The organism is Curvibacter sp. AEP1-3 (genome assembly GCF_002163715.1).
GTDB lineage: Bacteria > Pseudomonadota > Gammaproteobacteria > Burkholderiales > Burkholderiaceae_C > Allorhodoferax.
The window spans coordinates 3,451,179-3,464,426 of the sequence record NZ_CP015698.1; the positions used below are offsets into that span (position 1 = coordinate 3,451,179).

Consider the following 13,248-nt stretch of genomic DNA (forward strand, 5'->3'; position numbering starts at 1 on the left):
GGGGCGGCTGTGAAGGGCGGATGCCTGCGCGCCTCATCCCTTGGCGTCTTTCAGGTGCTTCTCGATTTGCTGGGCGTCGATGGCACCAGGCACGCGGTTGCCGTCTTCAAACAGCAGGGTGGGGGTACCCTGAATGCGGTAGGCCTTGCCGAACTCCACGTTGCGGGCCAGTGGCGTGGTGTCGCACATGGCGGCAGCAGCAGGTGCGGGTTGGTCACGAAGCATCCAATCCTGCCAAGCGACCGCCTTGTCCTTGCTGCACCAGATGGCCTTCGACTTTTCGGTGGAGTCCGGTCCCAGGATGGGGTACAGGAACATGTAGACCGTCACGTTGTCGATCTTCTGCAGGTCACGCTCAAAGCGCTTGCAGTAGCCGCAGTTGGGGTCTTCAAACACGGCTACCTTGCGCGAGCCGTTGCCACGCACGATCGTGAAGGCGTCCTTGAACGGCAAGGTGTCGAACTTGATCGCAGTCAGCTTGTTGATGCGCTCTTCGGTCAAATTGCGCAGGCCCTTGGTCTCAAACATGTTGCCCTGGATGAGGTAGTTCCCTTTGGCATCGGTGTAATAGATCTCGGCGCCGTTGACGCGGACTTCATACAGGCCCGGAATCTTGGAGGGGCGCACTTCGTCAATCGCCTTGAGCTGGGGCACGCGTTTGGCAATGGCTTCGCGGATGGCGGCCTCTTGGGCAGTTGCGCCGGTGGTAAGGGCGGCCAAGGCCAAACCCAGGGTGGCGGCAAACGAGCGGGTGAAATGCATATGGGGAAGGTTCCGTTCAGAAAAGTTGGACTAAGGCCTTAAAGGCCCATCGCGCGGCGGGCTACCCAGCGCTTCAAGGGCAGAAGGTGGTCAAAGCCCCGCATGCCCCAGCTGCGTGCACTTTGCACCAGTTCATGGGGATGTGAAAAAAGTTGTTGCAAGGAATCGCCACTGCCACCCACCATCGCGAATTCAGCTTTGCGGGCCCGTTCATACTGGCGCAGCAGGCGCATATCGTCCACCGCGCGCCAATAGCCGCGGCCATCCAGCACCTTCACCAGTTCAGCCACGTCGCCCAGCCCGAGGTTCAGTCCTTGGCCCGCCAGGGGGTGTACGTTGTGGGCGGCATCGCCGGCCAGTACCCAGTCACGTGATGCGCCAGCCATCGGGGCCGTACCTGCCCAGCGCCGTGCCACAGCATGTTGCAGGGGCCAACTGGCACAGGGGCCGGTGAGGCGCAAGCTGCCCACGGCCATGCGGGTGGCGGTTTGCAATGCGTCGGTAAATTCCATGTCAGGGCTGTTTAGCAGGTGTTGTGCGCGCTCGGGACTGACTGACCACACCAGTGCGTGGAAGTTCCCTTGTGCTCCACCCATCGGCAATAGTGCGGTAATTTCGCCTTCATTGAACCATTGACGCGCAGTCTGCCCGTGAGGGAGCTCGCTCTCTACCCGGGCCGCGACTGCCCATTGGTCGTACTTGAACACGTCGAATTCGACGCCGTATTCATCACGTGTGGTGCTAGAGCGGCCTTCACATACGACGGTGAGGGTGGCGGGCTGGGGCGAGTCGACTACTGTTATGAGGGGTTGGAATTGCACGGCTTGCGCCAGTTGCTGCTCCAGCACCGGTACATCGACGATCCAGTTCAGTGCCTCAGCGCCCTGGTCTGCTGCCGCAAAGTTCACTTGGGCTTGGGCATCCGCTTCGACCTGCATGTGCAGGACAGACGTGGCGCTGTCTCCTGCCGGCCAGCAACGCACCGCTTCCAACAGCGCGCGTGATTGCTGATTGAGTGCGTACGCTCGCACATCAGTGTCTGCCGCCATGTTTCCGGCAGCGGTCACTACCAGGGCAACCTTCAAGCGTTTGGCCGCCAGATGCAGCGCCAGCGCGCGCCCCACAATGCCAGCGCCACGGATACAAATGTCATAGGTTTGGGCCATGCGGGCATTGTAGGAGGCTGTGCACAATGCAGACTCTATGCACCAGGAAAGCCCCATGCCCGACAGTTTCACCCCCGATGTGCACGGCCGCATCGCCGCTTTGATGATTTACCCGGTTAAATCACTCGCTGGAATCACTGTGATGGAAGCCCGTTTACTGGAGACCGGTCTGGAATGGGACCGGCACTGGATGGTGGTGGACGCAGAGGGCCTGTTCCTGACGCAGCGCGAATGCCCCCGGATGGCCTTAGTGCAACCCCGGATCACGTCCGGCGCCTTGGAGCTGCACGGACCGGAAGTGGAGCCCCTTGTGGTGCCGCTTCAAGCGCAAGGCCCTTTGCGCCGCGTGCAGGTGTGGGATGACTCGTTGGATGCCATGGACATGGGGGAAGACGCAGCTTTGTGGTTGCAGCAAGTATTGGGCGAGCCCGGTGTACGGCTGGTGCGCTTTGCTCCGCAGGTGCAACGTCCGTGCAGCACGCGCTGGACAGGTGGTGCCCCCAGCCACACCCAGTTTGCCGACGGCTACCCGGTGTTGGTGACTACCGATGCTTCCATGGATCCCCTCAACGCTCGACTGGCCGCTGCCGGATTAGCCCCTGTCGGTATAAACCGCTTCCGCCCCAATCTGGTCCTGGGTGGGCTGGATGCCCATGATGAAGATCACCTCACGGTGCTGGAAGTGGAGATGGACGCAGAGCGTCAAGTCCGTCCCCGTCTGGCCTTGGTCAAGCCCTGTGCCCGCTGCCCGATTCCAAACATTGATCCCGTCACGGCCCAAAGCCATCCGGGCGTTGGTGACGCCTTGATGGCCTACCGGCAGGATGCCCGCGTGAACGGCGCGATCACTTTCGGCATGAATGCCATCGTGCAGGCCGGTGCGGGTGCTGTGCTGCGAGTGGGCCAGTCGGTGGCGGCGAGTTATGGTTTTGAGTGAGGCGTGAGCGGTGCTCGGTCAGAGTTGCCGTCCTCCTTGGAGGGCAGGGCTGCCGGCATCGTTGGTGCGGGCTCCAGGAAACGAATGGGGCGACGGGTGCGGGGCGACATGCCGTGCAAAACGTCCTGCAGCTCTTGCAGGACTGTGCGCTTGTCGGCGACCACCTCGGTCAACAAGGCACAGCTGATGTGAAATTGCAGCGTGACTTCCGGGCGCAGTCCGGGCAGTGGGATCAGGCCGGAGGCCACCAGGCGGACCATGCGCTCCGTGAGTTCCTGGCGTGATGCCACTCCATCGAGCACCAAGCCGAAGCGGGCAGTATCCACACGGCCGGCGGGATCCACGTCACGCAATACGCGGTGAAGTTTGACGGCTGCACGCAGCAGGCATTGCTCGGCAATCGCGTCGCCATAGGACTCACGCAAGTAGCTGTAGTTCACCACCTCCACCATCACGATGGCGGAGGGCTCCCGGTTCTGGCGCGAACGCTTGATCGCCAGCTCTACCTGGGTATCGAACAGCGGGCGGGTCAACAGGCCGGTCAGGGCGTCCTGGGTCGGAAGTGCGTCTGCACGCTCCTGGACTTCGCGTCGCTCGCGGGCGCGCAAATGCAAGGCTTGTTGCAGGAGCGGAACAGACAACGCCACTGCTGCCACCATCAGGTAGCGGGACTGCCACCATGCCGGTAGCAGCTGCAACATTTGCAGCCCGATGTAAACGGTCACCACGGCGTTGGGTGTGTAGGCGATCGTCAGCCAGCGGCCTACTGCATGGCCGCGGCGCCAGGTCTGGATCGTGGCTACCAACAGCAGAAGGGGGCAAGTGGCGAGGTATACCGCATTGAACACGTCGGCCACACTGCGGTCGATGGCCACGCCCAAAAGTGCGATGGGAATGCCGAATCCTGCAACCCCGTAGACAGCTTGCGAGAGACGCGGGAAGCCCGCGTCCAACGAAGTGATGTGCCGCACGAAGATGAGTGTCGCACCCAAGCCCAGAATGGGCATGCTGAAATGGGTGTAGTTGGACCATGCTGGAGATTGAGGCCACAACCACAAACCCGAAAGTCCTGTCATGCAGCTCACCACGACCGCCATACCAGCGGCATAGAGGGTGTACCAACCATCGTCTGCGCTGCGGCTTTGCAAGTAATGGATGGCGCATACGCCCACCAGCATGATGAGCGCTCCAAACAGACCACCCAGCAGCAAATGTTCCAGTTCCCTCTGGCTATTGCGTTTGCTCTCTGTCGCGATCATCAGCGGCATCAGCGTGGGCTTGAAATTGCGGAGCTCCAGATAGACGTCGTAAGCCCCTTCCACCGGCACGTCGAGCTTGAAGTCCGCGTAGAGCGCGGGCCGGCTCCAGCTGTCGACTGGCAAGGTGTCTCCGGCCACTTGACGGGTCCAGGCGCCTTGTCCATCAGGTTGGTACAGCGCAGCGTAATCAAGGTAAGGCAGGGGAATGGCCAATGTCCACTTGGCGGTGGAGTGCGCGTCTCGCGCAAGACTCAAGCGCACCCAGACAGAATTGCCTTCCCGCAGAGGAAGGCTGCGTGCGGTGCTGGCCGGGCTGAAGCGGTTTCGGTCCCGTTTGAGGATCTCGTCAATATTGCTTTTGCCATCCGGGTCCACCAGGAAAGCCAGAGAGTCCTGTAGCCGGAAACTCCCGACGTTGTCGTCCAGTGTGTACGTGGTTTGCGCGCCCACGTGCTGGCTGAACAGTGCCACCCAGCATAGAACGACCATGGCCAGAGCGCGACTGGCGAGTGTGTGTGAGCAGGTGAGGAGTGTCATGCGGACAACGAGGAGTGCAAGCTCGCGACCTGGGTGGGCACGGGTTCGAGAAACCGGATCGGACGTCGGGTGCGGGGTGAGATACCTGCCAAAACTTCGGCCAATTCGTCGAGTGCCTTGGCGGGGGCTATCGGATTTTCCTGGAGCAGTACACAGGCGGCTTGGAATTGCAGCGTTACTTCCGGCTGCAAGCCCTGCAAGGGGATCAGACCGGACGCCACCAGCTTCACCAAACGCTCTGTGACAGCCTGCCGGGAGGCCACGCCTTCCATCAGCATGGCAAAGCGGGCACTGCCTACGCGGGCCGCCGGATCCACATCGCGCAGTACCCGGTGCAGCTTGATCACGGCGCGCAAGAGGCACTGTTCTGCAATCGGGTCCCCCATACTGCTGCGGATATGTTCATGGTTGACCACGGTTACCAGCACCAAAGCTACTGGCTCGCGCCCGCTAATCGCACGCTGGTAGGCATCTTCCAGGTGAGATTGAAATGCGCCGGGGGTCAGCAAGCCTGTCAAAGCATCCTGCGTCGGGAGGTGCTCTGCCCGGGCTGCAATTTCCTTGCGGTCATGGGTCGCACGCCCCAATGCATAGACCAGTGCCGGCACGGAAGCAGCCACGGTGAGCGTCAGCAGATATCGCAATGGCCAGAAGGCAGGCAGGTAGCCCCCGGCTTCCAGGGTCATCCACAACACCATGCCGAACTGCGGGGTGTACGTCCACAAGAGCCACGCTCCCAGGGGAGAGCCGGTGCGCCAGTTAAGCCATGTGGCTACAAGGCCCATGGCGGTGCCCACCAGGAGCGTCGCACCGGCAATCAGGTCTGCCGTGGATCGATCAACCACCACATAGCTGAATACCGATGCCAACGAGGCCCATGCCATGATTTGCAACGCACGATCAAACTGCGGGTGGTGGGTGTTCAGGGCGTAAAGGTGTCGACCGTAAAGCAGCGCCCCTCCGAGGGCAATGACCGGTAGCACGCTATTGGCGTAATCAGCCCAAGCCGGCGCGTCGGTCCAGATCAAGGCGTTCAGTACGCCATTGAATTGGCTCAGGGCGGTGACGATCAGCACGCTGTACAGCGCGGCGCCCAGGTCAGAAATGTTGCGGAACTCTGCATACCGCATCAATGAAAGCACAGTCAGGGTGAGCACCAGGCCGAACACCAGACCGAGCACAATGCTCTCCATCAGGCGTTGCGCTTCGCGCACGCTAGCGGGACTGATACGCAGTGGCAGGGGGAGCGGTTTGAAGTTGCGCACTTGCAGCAGCAGGTCCTGTGGCTGACCGGCCGGAAGGTTTAGCTCGAATTCCGGATACAAGCCGCGGATGGCCCAATGGGTTTGGGAATGCGTATCCCCGGCGGTTTGCGGATACCAGGCCCCGTTACGCAGTTCGTACAGAGTGACGTAGTCCAAATAAGGCTGCGGAATGTTGAGGACCCAGCGAGACGTATTCCCTGCTGCCCGCACCACGCGCATCTTGAGCCACAAGGTGTTGCTCTCGTTCAGGCTAGCGACCTGCGTTGCGGGAATGGTTTGAAAAGGGGCCGTCAGTGCATTCTTGACGTCTGCCGTACGGCCGTTCTCCAGCCATTGCAATGTGCGGCCTTGGACTGTCAGGCTACTGGTGCCGTCACCGAGTACCAGTGTGTCTGGGGGGGCGGTTTCCGCGGCACTGGCGCTCCAGCCACCCACCCCTATCCAGAGTGCCAGCGCCACCAACAGGCGAGGAAACAGGTATGGCATACACTTGGCACCCAGTTTTTAGAGGTTTGTTATGAGTTTGAAGTGTGGCATTGTAGGCCTGCCCAACGTGGGCAAAAGTACCCTTTTTAACGCCTTGACCAAGGCGGGCATTGCTGCAGAAAACTACCCGTTTTGCACGATCGAGCCCAACGTGGGCGTAGTGGAAGTGCCTGATCCGCGCCTGCAACAATTGGCGGACATCATCACCCCCGAGCGCATTGTTCCTGCCATCGTGGAGTTTGTCGACATTGCCGGTTTGGTGGCGGGTGCCAGCACCGGCGAAGGCTTGGGCAACAAGTTCCTGGCGCACATCCGTGAAACCGACGCCACCATCAATGTGGTCCGTTGCTTTGAGGACGACAACGTGATTCACGTTGCGGGCAAGGTGGACCCGATCGCCGACATCGAAGTTATCCAGACTGAGCTGTGCCTGGCGGATTTGGGTGCTGTCGAAAAAGCCTTGCACCGTGTGACCAAGCTGGCGCGCTCCGGCGACAAAGAGTCCGTCAAGCTGGTGTCCATCCTGGAGCGTTGCCAGACTGCCTTGAACGAAGCCAAGCCAGTGCGCACGATTGATTTCAGCAAAGAAGAGCTGCCTTTGTTGAAGCAGTTCTTCCTGATCACTGCCAAGCCCGCCATGTTTGTGGCGAACGTGTCGGAAGACGGCTTTGAAAATAACCCGCTGCTGGACCGACTGACGGCTTTTGCCAAGGCACAAGGTGCGCCCGTGGTGGCCATTTGCGCCAAGATGGAAGCTGAACTCTCCGAGATGGATGATGCAGACCGCCTGGAGTTCTTGAAAGAACTAGGCCAGAGCGAACCGGGTTTGAACCGCTTGATCCGTTCCGCTTACAGCTTGTTGGGTCTGCAAACCTATTTCACCGCGGGCGTGAAAGAAGTGCGCGCTTGGACCATCCATGTGGGCGACACCGGCCCCCAGGCTGCAGGCGTGATCCACACTGATTTCGAGAAGGGCTACATCCGTGCCCAGACTATCGCTTTTGACGACTTCATTGCGTTCAAAGGCGAGCAGGGAGCCAAGGATGCCGGCAAGATGCGCGCCGAAGGCAAGGAATACGTCGTCAAGGATGGCGACGTGATGAACTTCCTGTTCAGTTCCTGATGCATCTTTTCACGGACATCATGTGACCCTGTCGTATGACTGGTTGGCCCTGGGAGCAGCGGCCTGCTGGGCCCTCACCGGGCTGATTTCCGCTCCGCAAGCGCGCCATTTGGGCGCGTTTGCTTTTACGCGCTGGCGCATGGGGCTGGTCTTCGTCATGTTGGCTCCAGTCGTGCTTTTCAATGGCGCATGGCACAGCATTTCAGGGGCCCAAGCCTTGGTCTTGATCGCCAGTGGTCTCATAGGCATTTTTGTGGGTGACACCGCCCTGTTTGCCTCCATGAATCGTCTGGGCCCCCGGCGCACGGGCGTTTTGTTTGCCACTCATGCGCTCTTTAGCGCGCTGCTGGGCTTTTTGGTGCTGGATGAACGTATGGGCACTCAAGCAATATTGGGCGGGGCCTTGGTAGTGGGCGGCGTGATGACAGCCATTGCGCTGGGGTCGCGTAAGGACGAGTCGCATGCGTTGGAGCAGATCCGTGGCCACGTGCCTTCGGGTGTGGCATTGGGGCTGGTCGCAGCGCTGTGCCAGGCCACCGGGTCCCTGATTGCCAAACCGGTGATGGCGTCCGGGGTCGACCCGGTGGCTGCCACTGTGCTTCGCGTAGGCGCCACCTGTGCGGCCCATCTTGCGCTGTTATGGGGCGGGGCCCAGCTGGCTCGCACTCAGAACCCTTTGTCTTGGCCCGTGGTGGGAAAAGTGGCGCTGAGCGGGATGATAGGTATGGGGCTGGGCATGAGCCTGATCCTGCTGGCTCTCCAGCATGGCAATGTCGGCATGGTCGGGATTTTGTCTTCCGTGTCGCCGGTGCTGGTGCTACCGTTGCTGTGGTGGCACCTCGGACGGTCCCCTGCAAAGGGTGCCTGGTGGGGGGCAGGGCTCACTGTGGTGGGCACGATTCTGGTTCTGGTCCGTTAAAGGAAACATTGCGTGACTTCCGTCAACCACACCTTCGCCGATATCGCCCAATTGGGCAGTTTCGATGCCGTGATCGATGCACGCTCTCCGGGTGAGTTTGCGTTGGACCATATTCCCGGTGCGATCAACTGCCCCGTGTTGGATGACGAGGAACGCATCCGGGTGGGTACGCTGTACAAACAAGTGTCTCCGTTTGAAGCCCGCAAGGTAGGCGCGGTATTGGTCGCGCGCAATGTGGCGCGCCACATTGAGACTCTGTTTGCGGCACACCCCAAGTCCTGGCGTCCGTTGGTTTACTGCTGGCGTGGAGGGCAGCGCAGTGGTTCGTTCACCCATATCCTCAACGAAGTGGGTTGGACGGCACGGCGTCTGAGCGGCGGCTACAAATCCTGGCGCCATCATGTGCTGAGTGAGCTGGAGCTTGTGCCGGCCCGATACGATTTCCGGGTGCTGGCAGGGCCCACCGGTTCCGGTAAAACCAAGGTTCTTGAATCGCTGGAAGCATTGGGCGAGCAGGTTTTGAACCTGGAGGCCATTGCCGCCCACAAAGGTTCGGTGCTCGGTGGTCTGCCGGACCAAGTGCAACCATCGCAGAAGATGTTTGAAACCTGTGTGCTGCATACCCTGTCCGCTTTTGATCCGGCGCGACCGGTGTATGTCGAAGCCGAGAGCAAGCGCATCGGGTTGCTGCGCCTGCCGGATGCGGTCTACCAAGGCATCCAGCAGGGCACGTGGATGGGATTGCATGTGCCGGTCAGTGCGCGCGTGCGGTTCTTACTGCAGGACTACGCCTATTTCGTGCACAGCCCGGTATTGGTGGCGCAATTGGAGCGCTTGGGTGCGACCTGCGGCAAGGCCCAAGTGGAAGCGTGGAAGAGCCTGATTGCGAACGGGCAATACGAAGAATTGGTGGAGGACCTTCTCGTCAAGCACTACGACCGCTACTACGACCGATCCATGCAGCAACTGCATTCCGTTGAGGCCCAGGGGAATACTTTGGGCACGGACGATGTGAGTGACGCCGGGTTCATGGAATTGGCTCGCCGTATCGCAGAGCGGAAGTAAATCACCAGAGTGATATCAACCCGATGGCACCGGCTGTCATCGTGATGTAGCGCAGGCATTTGCCCACCGCCATGTAGGCCACGCATTGCCAGAAAGGCAATTTGAGCCAGCCGGCCACCGCGCATAGCGGGTCGCCTACGATGGGCAGCCAAGCCAGCAAGCAGGCCTTGGGCCCCATGCGGCGGAGCCAGTGCAGGGCGCGCACATGGCTGTAGGAGCCGCCAAATTTGTCAGCGACGTCGCAGGCTGCCTTGCCCATCCACCAGGTGATCGCACCGCCCAGGGTGTTACCCACGGTCGCGACGGCAATGACAGGCCAGAACATATCGGGCTGCAGGTGCACCAGGCCCAGCACTACCGGTTCCGAGCCCATGGGCAACAAGGTGGCTGATATGAGCGAGACGGCGAATACGGTACTCAGGCTGTACTCGGGTAAAGCAAGCAGGTGCAAAAAGTGGGTGAGCCAGGCGTCCATGGTGAGCCCAGTATAGGGAGCCGAGCATAGTCTCTCTGCATCCGGGCGGCATTTCAATTGCTGAAATTTTGAGCAGTTAGAATACACATCAGGCCCGCAGCAGTGCGGGCCTTCACGCTTTTTACCGCCTCCCGCTCCCACACTACCCATGCAAATCGGCCAGTTCGCTTTGGCGAATCACCTCTTTGTCGCCCCTATGGCTGGGGTGACTGACAGGCCTTTCCGCCAATTGTGCAAAAAGCTGGGTGCCGGTTATGCGGTGAGCGAAATGGTGACGTCCCGCAAGGATTTGTGGAACAGCCTCAAGACCTCGCGCCGCGCGAACCACGATGGTGAGCCCGGACCGATTGCGGTGCAGATTGCCGGTACCGAGGCGGCCATGATGGCGGAGGCGGCGGTTTACAACATCGACCGTGGCGCGCAGATCATAGACATCAACATGGGCTGCCCCGCCAAAAAGGTGTGCAACAAATGGGCAGGTTCTGCATTAATGCAGGACGAGCAACTCGCCATCGAGATCGTGGACGCCGTAGTCAAAGCCTGCGCGCCGCGCAATGTACCGGTGACTTTGAAGATGCGCACCGGCTGGTGCCAGGCCGAAAAGAATGCGGTGGTGCTGGCCCGCGCTGCCGAGGCTGCAGGCGTGCAGATGGTGACGGTGCATGGCCGTACCCGCGAGCAGGGCTACAAAGGCGCGGCCGAGTACGACACGATTGCCGCCGTCAAAGCGGCCTTACGCATTCCGGTGGTGGCCAATGGCGACATCACCACCCCCGAGAAGGCGCGTGACGTGCTGGCCGCCACGGGCGCAGACGCCATCATGATCGGCCGTGCGGCCCAAGGCTACCCGTGGATATTCCGGGAGGTGGCGCATTTTCTGGCCACTGGCACACACCTTGCACCTCCGTTGGTGAGTGAGGTGAAAAAGCTGTTGGTCGAGCACCTCTACGACCATTACAGCCTGTACGACGAATTCATAGGCGTGCGCTCGGCACGCAAGCACATCGGCTGGTACTTGGAAGACCTGCCGGGTGGCGAAGACTTCCGTCAGCGCATGAATCTGTTGGAAGACAGCGCCTCCCAAGTGGCCGCGGTGGAAACGTATTTGGATGAGTTGAATGAAAAAATGGATCGCATTCCCGCCCGGGAAGCAGCGACTGGTCAGGCAAGGGGACATGACATGATGGAATTGGCAGCATGAGCAAGAAGCACTTGGATGAGTGCGTGCGCACCAGTCTGGAATCGTATTTCGCAGATCTGGATGGCACGGAGCCCGGTGGCATGTACGACATGCTGGTTCGGGCGGTAGAGAAACCCTTGCTCGAAGTGGTGATGGCGCAGGCGGACAACAACCAGTCCAAAGCTGCTCAATGGTTGGGCTTGAACCGCAATACGCTGCGCAAAAAATTGGTAGAGCACAAGTTGCTCTCGTGAGTGTCCCCGCCGGCTCCCGCCATGGTGCGGGTGTCCGGTGAAACGTTTTCTGGTTTTACTTTACCCCGCACTATGAACGCACAAAAAACTGCACTGTTGTCGGTCTCCGACAAGACCGGCATCGTTGAACTCGCCCAGGCGTTGCACGCCCAGGGCGTCAAGCTCCTGTCCACCGGCGGCACCGCCAAACTGCTTGCCGACAAAGGCTTGCCGGTGACCGAAGTGGCGGAGATGACCGGCTTCCCTGAAATGTTGGACGGCCGGGTGAAGACTCTGCATCCCCGCGTGCACGGTGGCTTGCTGGCGCGCCGCGACTTCCCCACCCACATGGCGGCGCTGGCAGAGCACGACATCAACACCATCGACTTCCTGGTGGTTAATCTGTATCCGTTTGAAGCTACCGTGGCCAAGGCGGGGTGCACGCTGGAAGACGCGATAGAGAACATCGACATCGGCGGCCCCGCCATGGTGCGCAGCGCGGCCAAGAATTGGAAAGACGTGGCGGTGCTGACCGACGCGGCCCAGTACGACACCGTGATTGCCGAACTGAAGGCCAACGGCGTGGTGAGCGACAAGACCAAGCTGGGCCTGTCCATCGCGGCATTCAACCGCATCAGCCAGTACGACGGTGCCATCAGCGACTACTTGTCTGCCATCCAGATCGCTAAAGACGACAATGAAGGGGTGCCCGCAGGTGACAAGGCCCCGGTGCTGGACCTGTTCCCCGGCCAGAGCAACGGCCGTTTCGTCAAAGTGCAAGACCTGCGCTACGGCGAAAACAGCCACCAGCAAGCCGCGCTGTACCGCGATTTGATGCCTGCCCCCGGCTCGCTGGTGACTGCCAAGCAATTGCAGGGCAAGGAACTGAGCTATAACAACATCGCCGATGCGGACGCTGCTTGGGAATGTGTGAAGAGCTTTGACACGCCTGCTTGCGTGATCGTCAAGCACGCCAACCCCTGCGGCGTGGCCGTGGGTGCCAACGCCTTGGAGGCCTACAGCAAGGCCTTCCAGACCGACCCCACCAGCGCGTTTGGCGGCATCATTGCGCTGAATACTGAGCTGGACGAAGCTGGTGCGCAACAAATCTCCAAGCAGTTTGTGGAAGTGTTGATGGCACCTAGCTTCACAGCCGCAGCGCTGGAAGTGTTCAAGTCCAAGGTCAATGTGCGGATTCTGCAAATCGACTTGCCCAAGGGTGGAGCGTCGGCATGGGACCAGGGCCGCAACCTGATGGACATGAAGCGCATCGGCTCCGGCATCCTGCTGCAAACGGCCGACAACCATGAGCTGGCGCTGAGCGATCTGAAGGTCGTGACGACCAAGCAACCCATTGCTGAAGAGCTGAATGACCTGCTGTTCGCTTGGAAAGTGGCCAAGTACGTCAAGTCCAATGCCATCGTCTTCTGCAAGGGCGGCATGACCATGGGCGTGGGCGCCGGCCAGATGAGCCGCCTGGACTCTGCCCGCATCGCTTCCATCAAAGCCGGCCACGCCAATCTGTCCTTGGCTGGCACGGTCGTGGCGAGCGATGCATTCTTCCCCTTCCGCGATGGCTTGGATGTGGTGGTCGACCACGGCGCGACCTGCGTCATTCAGCCCGGTGGCTCCATGCGTGACCAAGAGGTCATTGACGCGGCCAACGAGCGCGGGGTGTCCATGGTGTTCAGCGGCGTGCGCCACTTCCGCCACTAAACCATCGATTTTGGAAGCCAGTGCAAAAGCCGCCTGAGGGCGGCTTTTTTGTGTCAAATCATGTGCTGGCGCTCATGGAATGTGCGCGAGCAGCTATGAATTCATTAGCGACTGCTGCTTCTTTG

The 13,248-nt window shown here is 60.5% G+C and carries 12 protein-coding genes; 7 read left to right on the top strand and 5 right to left on the bottom strand.

What is annotated here, in order from left to right; translation table 11 throughout:
• Window positions 1–33: 33 nt before the first annotated feature.
• Window positions 34–762 (bottom strand): DsbC family protein, encoded by a 729-nt coding sequence (locus AEP_RS16180; protein ID WP_087496340.1) that lies wholly within the window; start codon window positions 760–762, stop codon window positions 34–36.
• A 38-nt stretch (window positions 763–800) separates the two neighbouring features.
• Window positions 801–1,928 (bottom strand): FAD-dependent monooxygenase, encoded by a 1,128-nt coding sequence (locus AEP_RS16185; RefSeq protein ID WP_087496341.1) that lies wholly within the window; start codon window positions 1,926–1,928, stop codon window positions 801–803.
• A gap of 55 nt (window positions 1,929–1,983) precedes the next feature.
• Here AEP_RS16185 and AEP_RS16190 point away from each other — a divergent pair, with 55 nt between their 5' ends.
• A complete protein-coding gene (locus tag AEP_RS16190; protein ID WP_087497384.1) occupies window positions 1,984–2,865 on the top strand; it encodes an MOSC domain-containing protein in 882 nt (293 codons plus the stop codon).
• Here AEP_RS16190 and AEP_RS16195 read toward each other — a convergent pair.
• Together AEP_RS16195 and AEP_RS16200 are read right to left on the bottom strand one after the other, a co-directional pair.
• Entirely contained in the window at window positions 2,850–4,661 is a 1,812-nt protein-coding gene (locus AEP_RS16195; protein WP_087496342.1) for a sensor domain-containing diguanylate cyclase, read from the bottom strand. The two genes, AEP_RS16190 and AEP_RS16195, sit on opposite strands and share 16 nt — an antisense overlap.
• The gene (locus tag AEP_RS16200; protein ID WP_087496343.1) at window positions 4,658–6,412 is read right to left on the bottom strand and encodes a sensor domain-containing diguanylate cyclase; all 1,755 of its coding nucleotides are present in this window, start codon (window positions 6,410–6,412) and stop codon (window positions 4,658–4,660) included. Before AEP_RS16200 ends, AEP_RS16195 begins: the two co-directional genes overlap by 4 nt.
• A gap of 31 nt (window positions 6,413–6,443) precedes the next feature.
• Here AEP_RS16200 and ychF point away from each other — a divergent pair, with 31 nt between their 5' ends.
• From ychF to mnmH, 3 genes are read left to right on the top strand one after another with little or no spacing between them, the layout of a single operon-like run.
• Window positions 6,444–7,535, top strand: coding sequence for a redox-regulated ATPase YchF (gene ychF, locus AEP_RS16205; RefSeq protein ID WP_087496344.1), 1,092 nt, complete (start codon window positions 6,444–6,446; stop codon window positions 7,533–7,535).
• 22 nt (window positions 7,536–7,557) lie between these two features.
• The gene (locus AEP_RS16210; RefSeq protein ID WP_087496345.1) at window positions 7,558–8,454 is read left to right on the top strand and encodes a DMT family transporter; all 897 of its coding nucleotides are present in this window, start codon (window positions 7,558–7,560) and stop codon (window positions 8,452–8,454) included.
• 12 nt (window positions 8,455–8,466) lie between these two features.
• Window positions 8,467–9,519, top strand: coding sequence for a tRNA 2-selenouridine(34) synthase MnmH (mnmH, locus tag AEP_RS16215; protein WP_087496346.1), 1,053 nt, complete (start codon window positions 8,467–8,469; stop codon window positions 9,517–9,519).
• Between the two features lies 1 nt (window position 9,520).
• Here the strand turns inward: mnmH and AEP_RS16220 are convergent, their stop codons facing one another.
• Window positions 9,521–9,994 carry a YqaA family protein gene (locus AEP_RS16220; RefSeq protein WP_087496347.1) on the bottom strand — a complete coding sequence of 158 codons (474 nt, stop codon included), beginning with the start codon at window positions 9,992–9,994 and terminating at the stop codon, window positions 9,521–9,523.
• 148 nt (window positions 9,995–10,142) lie between these two features.
• On the opposite strand from AEP_RS16220, the gene dusB reads away from it, so the two are divergent.
• The 3 genes from dusB (at window position 10,143) to purH (ending at window position 13,123) form a co-directional block, all read left to right on the top strand.
• Window positions 10,143–11,195 carry a tRNA dihydrouridine synthase DusB gene (gene dusB / locus AEP_RS16225; RefSeq protein ID WP_087496348.1) on the top strand — a complete coding sequence of 351 codons (1,053 nt, stop codon included), beginning with the start codon at window positions 10,143–10,145 and terminating at the stop codon, window positions 11,193–11,195.
• Entirely contained in the window at window positions 11,192–11,428 is a 237-nt protein-coding gene (locus AEP_RS16230) for a Fis family transcriptional regulator (RefSeq protein WP_087496349.1), read from the top strand. The genes dusB and AEP_RS16230 overlap by 4 nt, the downstream gene beginning before the upstream one ends.
• Before the next feature lie 72 nt (window positions 11,429–11,500).
• A complete protein-coding gene (purH, locus tag AEP_RS16235) occupies window positions 11,501–13,123 on the top strand; it encodes a bifunctional phosphoribosylaminoimidazolecarboxamide formyltransferase/IMP cyclohydrolase (protein ID WP_087496350.1) in 1,623 nt (540 codons plus the stop codon).
• Window positions 13,124–13,248: the final 125 nt, after the last annotated feature.

Bases quoted from the DNA above. Each gene is read 5' to 3' on its own strand.
- AEP_RS16180 (WP_087496340.1), bottom strand. From the start codon at position 762: ATGCATTTCACCCGCTCGTTTGCCGCCACCCTGGGTTTGGCCTTGGCC.
- AEP_RS16185 (WP_087496341.1), bottom strand. From the start codon at position 1,928: ATGGCCCAAACCTATGACATTTGTATCCGTGGCGCTGGCATTGTGGGG.
- AEP_RS16190 (WP_087497384.1), top strand. From the start codon at position 1,984: ATGCCCGACAGTTTCACCCCCGATGTGCACGGCCGCATCGCCGCTTTG.
- AEP_RS16195 (WP_087496342.1), bottom strand. From the start codon at position 4,661: ATGACACTCCTCACCTGCTCACACACACTCGCCAGTCGCGCTCTGGCC.
- AEP_RS16200 (WP_087496343.1), bottom strand. From the start codon at position 6,412: ATGCCATACCTGTTTCCTCGCCTGTTGGTGGCGCTGGCACTCTGGATA.
- ychF (WP_087496344.1), top strand. From the start codon at position 6,444: ATGAGTTTGAAGTGTGGCATTGTAGGCCTGCCCAACGTGGGCAAAAGT.
- AEP_RS16220 (WP_087496347.1), bottom strand. From the start codon at position 9,994: ATGGACGCCTGGCTCACCCACTTTTTGCACCTGCTTGCTTTACCCGAG.
- dusB (WP_087496348.1), top strand. From the start codon at position 10,143: ATGCAAATCGGCCAGTTCGCTTTGGCGAATCACCTCTTTGTCGCCCCT.
- AEP_RS16230 (WP_087496349.1), top strand. From the start codon at position 11,192: ATGAGCAAGAAGCACTTGGATGAGTGCGTGCGCACCAGTCTGGAATCG.
- purH (WP_087496350.1), top strand. From the start codon at position 11,501: ATGAACGCACAAAAAACTGCACTGTTGTCGGTCTCCGACAAGACCGGC.